This is a genomic window from Nostoc sp. CHAB 5715 (assembly GCF_020829685.1).
GTDB lineage: Bacteria > Cyanobacteriota > Cyanobacteriia > Cyanobacteriales > Nostocaceae > Nostoc.
Genome location: NZ_JAIVFR010000273.1, coordinates 1 through 7,926, shown reverse-complemented (window position 1 = coordinate 7,926; position 7,926 = coordinate 1). Strand labels below are relative to the sequence as shown.

General features: G+C 40.8%; 14 protein-coding genes and 1 pseudogene. 4 read left to right on the top strand and 11 right to left on the bottom strand.

Features of this window, described 5'->3' with window-relative positions; genetic code table 11:
- Nucleotides 1–367: 367 nt before the first annotated feature.
- From LC574_RS16615 to LC574_RS16570, 10 genes and pseudogenes are all read right to left on the bottom strand, one after another.
- A pseudogene (locus LC574_RS16615) lies at nucleotides 368–1,121 on the bottom strand (hypothetical protein); the annotation flags it as partial.
- 120 nt (nucleotides 1,122–1,241) lie between these two features.
- On the bottom strand, nucleotides 1,242–1,496 hold the full coding sequence (locus LC574_RS16610; protein ID WP_229454540.1) for a hypothetical protein: 255 nt from the start codon (nucleotides 1,494–1,496) through the stop codon (nucleotides 1,242–1,244).
- Between the two features lie 100 nt (nucleotides 1,497–1,596).
- Nucleotides 1,597–1,869 (bottom strand): hypothetical protein, encoded by a 273-nt coding sequence (locus LC574_RS16605; protein ID WP_229454539.1) that lies wholly within the window; start codon nucleotides 1,867–1,869, stop codon nucleotides 1,597–1,599.
- A 227-nt stretch (nucleotides 1,870–2,096) separates the two neighbouring features.
- On the bottom strand, nucleotides 2,097–2,594 hold the full coding sequence (locus LC574_RS16600) for a hypothetical protein (protein WP_229454538.1): 498 nt from the start codon (nucleotides 2,592–2,594) through the stop codon (nucleotides 2,097–2,099).
- Nucleotides 2,530–2,757: a hypothetical protein gene (locus LC574_RS16595; protein ID WP_229454537.1), complete on the bottom strand. Its 228-nt coding sequence runs from the start codon at nucleotides 2,755–2,757 to the stop codon at nucleotides 2,530–2,532. Before LC574_RS16595 ends, LC574_RS16600 begins: the two co-directional genes overlap by 65 nt.
- Nucleotides 2,758–2,762: 5 nt before the next feature.
- On the bottom strand, nucleotides 2,763–2,939 hold the full coding sequence (locus LC574_RS16590) for a hypothetical protein (protein WP_229454536.1): 177 nt from the start codon (nucleotides 2,937–2,939) through the stop codon (nucleotides 2,763–2,765).
- 243 nt (nucleotides 2,940–3,182) lie between these two features.
- Entirely contained in the window at nucleotides 3,183–3,524 is a 342-nt protein-coding gene (locus LC574_RS16585; RefSeq protein ID WP_229454535.1) for a hypothetical protein, read from the bottom strand.
- Between the two features lie 386 nt (nucleotides 3,525–3,910).
- Nucleotides 3,911–4,090 carry a hypothetical protein gene (locus LC574_RS16580; RefSeq protein WP_229454534.1) on the bottom strand — a complete coding sequence of 60 codons (180 nt, stop codon included), beginning with the start codon at nucleotides 4,088–4,090 and terminating at the stop codon, nucleotides 3,911–3,913.
- Nucleotides 4,087–4,287, bottom strand: a complete 201-nt coding sequence (locus LC574_RS16575) for a hypothetical protein (protein WP_229454533.1) — start codon at nucleotides 4,285–4,287, stop codon at nucleotides 4,087–4,089. The genes LC574_RS16580 and LC574_RS16575 overlap by 4 nt, the downstream gene beginning before the upstream one ends.
- Nucleotides 4,288–4,687: 400 nt before the next feature.
- On the bottom strand, nucleotides 4,688–5,011 hold the full coding sequence (locus tag LC574_RS16570; protein ID WP_229454532.1) for a helix-turn-helix transcriptional regulator: 324 nt from the start codon (nucleotides 5,009–5,011) through the stop codon (nucleotides 4,688–4,690).
- Nucleotides 5,012–5,181: 170 nt separating this feature from the next.
- Between LC574_RS16570 and LC574_RS16565 the strand changes: the two genes are divergently transcribed.
- Complete coding sequence (locus LC574_RS16565; protein ID WP_229454531.1) at nucleotides 5,182–5,436, top strand: hypothetical protein; 255 nt, start codon at nucleotides 5,182–5,184, stop codon at nucleotides 5,434–5,436.
- Between the two features lie 19 nt (nucleotides 5,437–5,455).
- Here the strand turns inward: LC574_RS16565 and LC574_RS16560 are convergent, their stop codons facing one another.
- Nucleotides 5,456–6,076 carry a DUF1186 domain-containing protein gene (locus LC574_RS16560; protein WP_229454530.1) on the bottom strand — a complete coding sequence of 207 codons (621 nt, stop codon included), beginning with the start codon at nucleotides 6,074–6,076 and terminating at the stop codon, nucleotides 5,456–5,458.
- A 435-nt stretch (nucleotides 6,077–6,511) separates the two neighbouring features.
- On the opposite strand from LC574_RS16560, the gene LC574_RS16555 reads away from it, so the two are divergent.
- The 3 genes from LC574_RS16555 (at nucleotide 6,512) to LC574_RS16545 (ending at nucleotide 7,757) form a co-directional block, all read left to right on the top strand.
- Nucleotides 6,512–6,934, top strand: a complete 423-nt coding sequence (locus LC574_RS16555; protein ID WP_229454529.1) for a hypothetical protein — start codon at nucleotides 6,512–6,514, stop codon at nucleotides 6,932–6,934.
- 227 nt (nucleotides 6,935–7,161) lie between these two features.
- Complete coding sequence (locus LC574_RS16550) at nucleotides 7,162–7,443, top strand: hypothetical protein (protein WP_100900566.1); 282 nt, start codon at nucleotides 7,162–7,164, stop codon at nucleotides 7,441–7,443.
- Between the two features lie 2 nt (nucleotides 7,444–7,445).
- A complete protein-coding gene (locus LC574_RS16545; protein ID WP_229454528.1) occupies nucleotides 7,446–7,757 on the top strand; it encodes a hypothetical protein in 312 nt (103 codons plus the stop codon).
- Nucleotides 7,758–7,926 lie beyond the last annotated feature (169 nt).

Below are 7,926 nucleotides of genomic sequence, written 5' to 3'. Positions count from 1 at the left end.
GTTCGCGAGCGACTGGGAAATTGTGCCGGTGTCGGTGACGGGCACAAGGTCGAGGAAAGAGAGTTTCGTCATGAAACTGATATGCGGTGCGGGTCGTCGCGGTTCAAGCGCAGCGGTTCGCGGGCGGTACGAAGAAAAACTATGCGCGCTCGTCCTTTGGCGAGTCCATCAGCACATAGGTGGTGATCGAATGCACCTGCGGCAGCACGCCGAGCACCTCGGTATGAAAATGCGACATAATGTTATTCCCTTTGTCATCTGGTTTGAGAAATAGTAAAAGTGCGACATCCTTTTGTCACGCGAATATTGCACTTTTAATACACCGATCAAGTCTTGAGCGAATGCACACTTGCCCAAGACCATTTTTTTACCTGAACTTAAAAGCGGTGACTGTAGCCTTTGCCAGTCCCACATCATCAAGGGCAAGCTGTTGGAGATTGCGCTGTTCGTCTAACAGCTTGGCGCGAATTTCTTCCATCTTTTGCTGCAACTGACTACGCCCATCACTGCCCAGGTTCTTAGCTTCGATCGCTGGGTCGGTGACAATCGAATCCAAATGCTCCATCATCTGCTGTAAACTACTGCCAGCTTCCGGTGAGGCATTTGCCAGTAACACTCGCACTTTCATCAAGTGTTTTTCCATTTTCTTTTTGAACTGGACTGGCTTGCGTCCTGGCTCCCAGTCGCTCAATTCTTCAAGAAGTTGCGCCGCCAGTTGTTCACCGCCAGCGATCGCAGATTCCCGTAGCCTTTGCTCCAGATTTTGGTCATACTGTTGGATGAATTGTGTGATTTGGTCTAAGCATTCGGCTTGTTTATGGTCGAGTTGTTCAGAGAGGGCAGGGATAATCACCGGACGACCAATGACGACTTGCAAATAGTCTTCAAGGTCAGTGAGAGTGGGGAATGCTGTTAACAAATTAGCTTTAACTTCTTGTTGTTTATCGTCAGGAAGTTGCCAAGCATTTAGCGAGAGGAATTTGTCAATCCGTTCCTGATAATCAACAAGTCCTGACTCGTAATCAACTTTTAGCTGATTCCTTAAACTGGGAGCTACATTATCCCTAATATTGATTAACTGATTCCACACGATTGGAGCTATAAAATCCAGTTGAAATATAATGGCGCTTATCTAATCCCATCAACGCATTCCAAGCCTCTGAATGTTGCTGAACTTTACTCATCGTTATGCTCCTAATTTCTCTCAATCTTCTAAACCAAGAACAGCATCAAATGCCTCATCATATTTGATGCTCTTTCCACCAATCCAAACTTGTGAATACCTGATAGTTACTGGGGAAATATCCATCGAGATAAACGAGCCGATATTGGAATAGTTGAATAACTTCAGGCGTGGGTTTTGTGATCAGGAAAATCTGAAATTGCCCAATTTCAACTTTTTCGCAGATATAACTGTTATATGTGGCATAATTTTTGGGTTGAATCGATTTTTCTCTACAGTCACACTTAAGTTGTATGGTTGTAGAGTTTTTCATGTCTAATGTGATGCTCTAGCTATCAAGCAGCAATACCCCCTTTTCTTTAACAGCTTTAGACAACCTAGATGCACTAGAATCGGTGCATTTAGTAATTCTTTCAAAGATAGAAATGCTCGAAAATCTGGTGAAGTTTTTCCTGATCTTCATCTGGCAGGGTGTTAAAATCAAACTCATCTGATTCCCAAACTTGATCCAGGCTTGTAGATTCATCAACGATATTCGCAATCAAACAAGATTGATCATCGTAGTTCCAGCCATTTGCTAAAAGCCACGGTAGAACCCCGTCAGATTGCAAAAGCTTTTCCAGGTCAAACAAGTCAGAAAATGATTGCAGATTTTCGACGTTGGGGTGAACAATTGTAATACTCATCTGTGATTAGTTATGAATAGTTGAACAGCACGTATTAGCTGTAGACAAAGCTTGAGTCACTCATAACTACAGTCCCCCAAGCTCTTGTTACAACTTTTAGCAGTCACAGTTTCGACATAAGTCGGTAATGTCTTTGTCAATCAGATGTGCAATGTTAGATTCATGAAATGAAGCTGATTTTAGTGACGCACAAGGCAGGTAAATCCTGCCTTACTTCATCTTTAAGACTAAAACACCATTTCATTCGCAGCTTTCGTTACAGCTAAAGCCTGTTTACTGACCTCTCGCCAGTCTGTTTGCTCGTTATAGGATGCCATAACTAATTCCGACTCTACCCATACCCGACAGAACAACACATTTTCATCTGTCGTCCCTGGCTGCGGCTGTAGTGTGATGGGAGAATATAATTGTTGTGGAGTAAGAGTTGCGATCGCGGCTAATACAGATTTAGCAAAATGAGTCTCATGCCCACTTTCTAATATATAGGGTCTGTCTGCTTGAATTGTAATCAGCAACTTGTAAACTTCCTTTCCCCTGCGCTCACACTTCTCGAATTTCAGTTCTTTTAGATATCCAGTTAAGGCAGTTTGGGTAATCGCACTTGCTTCACTGTTGTTTAGGGTATACCACAGTGAACCATTGTGACGATTGCAGTAGATTTTACAACTGCCAGCATATATAGCGATGGCAAAGCATTGGGGTAGCAGCACGATGAACTTCCGCATCGTTCACCATTACTACCCAAGGTTGTGTTAAGTCATCATCATGAGTAATGGTGGCTATCAGGTGTTTACCAGCGTAATATTCCTGGTCGTAGAAGCTGATTTCGATTACTCTCAATTCTTCAACTTTGACGCAAGGGGTTACAGTTGTTGCAACTTGTGGCATAATAGTCATCTCCGTAATAGGAACAGAGGCGATCGCAGTAGTTGTCCAGACCAGAGCGATCGCCTTTTGATTTGTGTACTAATTGACGTTGTGGCTTGCCACAACACTCTCACTCTCTTATTGGCGAAGCCTAATATTTTCTTGCTCAAGCGCCAGTGACCGGAGCAAGCTCTAGGCAGCATATCTCTTGATCGGGCGGCAGTCGGCAACGAGCTTCAAAGCGACTTCCGTAATGCTGTGGCAACTTTTTATTCATCGCAAATCGATTTCCCTTCCTGTATCTCTCACTTTCTCTGGTTTCGCCAGTGCATCAGTTACCCTTCTAGGTGGATTAATAGATTCACTATTGTCAAGGTTCAGTGGTGAGCGCCGCTTTATTTTTCTGAGAGGCTGGCGTTTGTTTCCTCTGTTATATTGTTATTTTACTAACTATTGTTAGTATCGTCAATGGATACTTGAGAGATTTTTAGTTCTATTTGCGGAATAAAATCTTTCATTTCTGCACCAATTGCTTTACACAACGCTTCTAACTGTTTCACGGATACGCCATCAAAGTCATCATTAACCAATCGAATGATGAAAGCATCGCTACATCTATTTCCTAGCTGTTCTGTCAAAGTTTCAATTTTTTTGAAAGACAACCCAGAATTCTCTTTTTTCTCTTTTAATACAGCAGCTTTTTTGGCGTTCCAACGAACTGTTTGCACTTCGTCAATTGGAACTAGCACAAGATTTACTTCAATATTTTGACTATTTTCACTAACCATAGTAGTTGACATAAGAGTTTATAGCAACTACTATTGTTATGGATAAAACAAAGGCGATCGCGTTTCTTAATGTAATCGCTCTAATTCATCATTTGTCAGATTATTAAGGATAATCTCACTCAACAGTTACAGAATCAATTCCCATATCGCTGGAGAGCAACAACAATATAACTGATGATGTTACTTAGATTTTGCTGTCTTAGTAAATTTAGCGGATAAACAACACAACTCATAGCTGCCCTTAAAAGCAGAAAGCAGTCAGTATTGTAAGCCCACTTAGGGAGCGGTACGCTGTGTGCAGCCGTGAGATTAGATTACTCACCTGAAAGTAAAAGCGCCATGTCAAAACACAACGCTTTATGTTTATGAGGTGGCGGGATGGTGGTTTAGCTTTGCTGGCGAAGTATTTCCTGAATCAACACTTGGCAGCGTCTACTGGCATCTCTGGCTTGCCGCATTAGAGTTCTGCCTTGTTCTCGGTCTTTTGGCGACACTTGTACAGCTTGCCTACTATAATCTGCGGCTTGATGAGCTAGTTCTTTGGCCCTAGCTTTTAAGTCTTTCATTCTCCCTCCATTTCGATAAGCAGAACGTCCAGGTTTTCTACCTCTTCATATAGTTTATCTGCCCTGCTCCCCAGTAAACTAGCGTCGTTGAGGTCATCATTTTCAAAAGCTGCTTCTGAGGCTGCATACAAGTCAAATACTACTCGTTGCAGTCCAAAGTAAGCTTGCAGTAGTGCATCCCTTGTTTCTGGTTTCATATCCTCCCAAACATCCAAGCAAAATTACAGCATATAGCTGTAGACAAGATTGCATCCTGATTACAACCGTTTGCTATTTCAAAGCGATCGCGCTCTTAAGGCAATGCCAGAGTGCAATCGCATACGCTTGTACATGATTGCTGATCGGGGCAATGCCTTAAGAGCGCCTTGATTCTAGAACGATTGAAGTTTTTTGCAACCAGTTTTCAGACTTAGTTAGGTCATCGGACTTATCTCCGGCGATTTGAGCGTTACAAGGTTACTTCCGGCTACTCCGGTTTTAGCTCCGGCTACTTTTCCCGGCGGCACTTCAGTTTTGGTGCATTGAATTAGTTTGCAATCTCTTTAAATGCGTTTTGGGATAGGCAGTTCGCTTTTCCTTACAATCATTGTGCAACTTTTAGTTGCAGTTGTCAACCCCTAATTGCACAATTAGGGTTGATTTTAGACACAGTAATTCAGCTAAGGTACAGCCAAATACTTGACATAAGCCACTGACAAGCTCTGGAGAAGCGTTTTTGACTTCTGTATTTGTCTCCATCCTGTTCAAATACTGGCGAGAAATCTCTACTTCAAGTTCAGCAAGCTTTTTGGACAAAGTTAGCAATGGCATATCACCACGTAATGCACGCATCTTATGCCCACGCGCATCTGTCCATCTAATAGACCCCACTTCACTAAGTGGCAACATTACGACCTCTGATTGTTCTTCTTGACTTGCCATATTATGCAACTTTTAATTGACGAAAGCAATAGCTCACTGCAACTATTAGTAGCAAATAGTGAGCCAGTGTGATGGCGTATGTTTAAAAAAGCTAGTCTGTTCGGTGTTGCTCATTAACAGTTAATTCTCAGGGATAATTAGCTAGTGGATAACGCTTTTTTTAATAACCCTTGGAACCCAATCAGCTAGACCTATTTTCAGATTTGACTCTCACGCCAGCACTTTTGACACAGACATTGGTGATGAGCCAAAGAACACTACTGCGCTGGAAGTCTCAGATTTTCGATTATCAACAAGTTGTTAGAAAAATTTTGCCACCTCAACAAACCATGTTATTTGACTTGGCTCCTAACCACTGCGATCCCAACTCAATCGATCCCTTAGCCTTACCGGGAGCAATCAATGGCGTTTTACAGAATGCCTGATAGATTTGGTCTTGAATATTCATTTTTTTGGGGAGCGATTTTTTCGGCGAGATTGTGCTTGCATCTTTTTCTTGTTTTTAGCTTGATTTTTGGATTTCTTTGGTGTCCAGGAAGTAAATTCTTCTGGGCTAATAAAGCTACTATCCAATTTTTTAGGTCTTGATTCCTGAAAACAATCCCAATTTTTCATTTCTGATATCACATTTTCAATAAATGAGTAACGTCGATTCTGGCGCAGTTTATTTAAAGCTACTTCTGTTCCCAATTGAAAACATTCATTTACATCTTCTTGCCCAATAAAAAACTCTTCAACTAAATCTTCTTCAAAAGCTCTATCAATTTCTGGCTTCAGTTCGATTGCACAAAGCTCCACACTATTAATAACTAGTTTAGTCCAAGTATAATCATATTCTTCACCACTTCGATTTGAAAATAATTCTGCATAATATTCTATGACTTGTTCTCTAGAAATAACTTCTTGAGCCACCAAAACTAGTAATGCTTCTAATGCTGCACTTCTGACGTATTCATTGATTTGCTGATTTGATATTAGTTGTTTTAGTGGTTCAATATTTCCATGACTGACAGAAGCAAATATTCTCCCTAAATCCTCAGTTACTATATCTCCGGTTACATGCATTGAGTACTATTCTAATGAATTTAATAATCTTAACGGGACTAGGGTAAGCTGTTTTGTGGAGAGCGGCTGATATAAATCGTATAGGATTTACGCAGAGATTCCCCTCTACCCCCCAACATTCCTGAGCGAAAGCTTAGTGAACTAGGGGGGACTTCTTAATCTCTCTTTTGAGATGAGGATGAAATCAGATTCTCTGAATCTGAGCGCGTTATTTCTGACTGATTAATCCTACGTTTTGTGAAAAGCTTGGTAACTTTTCAGTGGTCAGTAGTCAGTGGTAATTATAAAAATAACTGGCAACTAACGGGAAAATTACCGATTACACATATTTTAATATCAAAACTGTTTGAAAAGTAGAAATATATAGCTACTTAAAATAAACAGCAAAAGATATTTTCTTGCTGAGTGCATACTACCTAGCAAGGGAGAGCCAAAATGAAAGCCAAACTTTTAAATCTTCTCACAGTTTGCGTAGTTACCTTAGTAGTGCTTTCTCCAGGAGTAGTAGTATTTGGCATAGTTTGGGAGCGACATTTGGAGTTAGTAAAATCCCAGAATTTAGCCTGCGAAGTCAACAAGACTAGTAGAGATACTCCTATTTTGGTTCCCCGGACAGAGGGTACACATTCCCCTCAGACTAGCATCCAATCCTCTGACCGTAATGTGATTCATCAAATGCTGACTGTTGCTGAACAATATAAATTTGCCACGATCCTACAATGGTTTTTCTTGCTAACCCCTATTTGTGTTGGGTTAGGGATTCTTTTTTACGACAGATATCTTGTTCATCGTGCGGCTGTTTTAAAAGAACAAGTTGAAATGTTGGAAAGGCTGTGGCAGCACAGTATCGAACAGTAACAGGAGCATCCTACTTTTTTGCAACGTCATTGCGAACGAAACGAAGTGCAGTGAAGCAATCGCAAAATCTCGCACTAAGAACAAGTCTATGCGATTGCTTCGTCGTACCTCCTCTCTACGAGACGCACTCGCGTTCGCAATGACAGTTATACTCTCGTTGAAAAATAAAAAATGGGATGCACCCAACAGTAACTAATTCACAACTCACTAAAATCAAGAAGCTTACTATGTCAGAACAACGCCAACAACTATATTTTAATCTGATTGATGAGCTACTGAAATGCCCTAATGGTCAAGAACCAGAAGTTTTGGAAAGTAAACCAGAATTGATTGATTCTGGGTTTGTAGAAACAATGTTACAAGTAGCAACTATGTTTGCCCATGAAGGCAATCAAGACGGTGCTAAGTTCTTATTTTTTGTAGCGCGTGAGCTAGCTAAAGAATTGGGTTTATACCCGGAAGTTTCCAATCCTGAAGTTGCAAACACTGAAGCCGCAAATAAGGAGTAAAAATGCTGTTGACTTCAACGGATGCAGGACAAATAGCTTTAGAATTACTCATGGCAGATTGGAATATTTCAGAAGAGAATCGGGAATGGTTTACAATCTTTAACTCTCGTTTAATTGGCGAGAGTTGGTACACTGTGGAATTAGGTGTAGAAGGATTTCCAGATAGATGGTTTATTCAAGTATATGATACTGGAGTGTGCGATCCAAACTATACATTTATATCACCAGTCTGTGGTTCTGAAGGATTTACGGACTTTGTAAATGTGCCGGATATTGTAGCAGAAGTCTTAGTTTGTGAACGCAATGCTCGATAATAATTAAAAAGACAAAATTTAGAATTCAATATTAAGATGTGCTATAGGACTATGATTTGATTTCTGAAAAAAATCCGTACAACTCGAAAAGCGTGATTCCATATTCCCTACTCCCTACTCCCCACTCCCCACCTACATAGATAATTTCAAAAATCAAATATGATTCCTA

Excerpts from the sequence above, each read along its gene's own strand:
- LC574_RS16610 (WP_229454540.1), bottom strand. The coding sequence starts at position 1,496 with ATGAAAAACTCTACAACCATACAACTTAAGTGTGACTGTAGAGAAAAA.
- LC574_RS16605 (WP_229454539.1), bottom strand. The coding sequence starts at position 1,869 with ATGAGTATTACAATTGTTCACCCCAACGTCGAAAATCTGCAATCATTT.
- LC574_RS16600 (WP_229454538.1), bottom strand. The coding sequence starts at position 2,594 with ATGCGGAAGTTCATCGTGCTGCTACCCCAATGCTTTGCCATCGCTATA.
- LC574_RS16595 (WP_229454537.1), bottom strand. The coding sequence starts at position 2,757 with ATGCCACAAGTTGCAACAACTGTAACCCCTTGCGTCAAAGTTGAAGAA.
- LC574_RS16590 (WP_229454536.1), bottom strand. The coding sequence starts at position 2,939 with ATGCTGCCTAGAGCTTGCTCCGGTCACTGGCGCTTGAGCAAGAAAATA.
- LC574_RS16585 (WP_229454535.1), bottom strand. The coding sequence starts at position 3,524 with ATGGTTAGTGAAAATAGTCAAAATATTGAAGTAAATCTTGTGCTAGTT.
- LC574_RS16580 (WP_229454534.1), bottom strand. The coding sequence starts at position 4,090 with ATGAAAGACTTAAAAGCTAGGGCCAAAGAACTAGCTCATCAAGCCGCA.
- LC574_RS16575 (WP_229454533.1), bottom strand. The coding sequence starts at position 4,287 with ATGAAACCAGAAACAAGGGATGCACTACTGCAAGCTTACTTTGGACTG.
- LC574_RS16570 (WP_229454532.1), bottom strand. The coding sequence starts at position 5,011 with ATGGCAAGTCAAGAAGAACAATCAGAGGTCGTAATGTTGCCACTTAGT.
- LC574_RS16560 (WP_229454530.1), bottom strand. The coding sequence starts at position 6,076 with ATGCATGTAACCGGAGATATAGTAACTGAGGATTTAGGGAGAATATTT.
- LC574_RS16555 (WP_229454529.1), top strand. The coding sequence starts at position 6,512 with ATGAAAGCCAAACTTTTAAATCTTCTCACAGTTTGCGTAGTTACCTTA.
- LC574_RS16550 (WP_100900566.1), top strand. The coding sequence starts at position 7,162 with ATGTCAGAACAACGCCAACAACTATATTTTAATCTGATTGATGAGCTA.
- LC574_RS16545 (WP_229454528.1), top strand. The coding sequence starts at position 7,446 with ATGCTGTTGACTTCAACGGATGCAGGACAAATAGCTTTAGAATTACTC.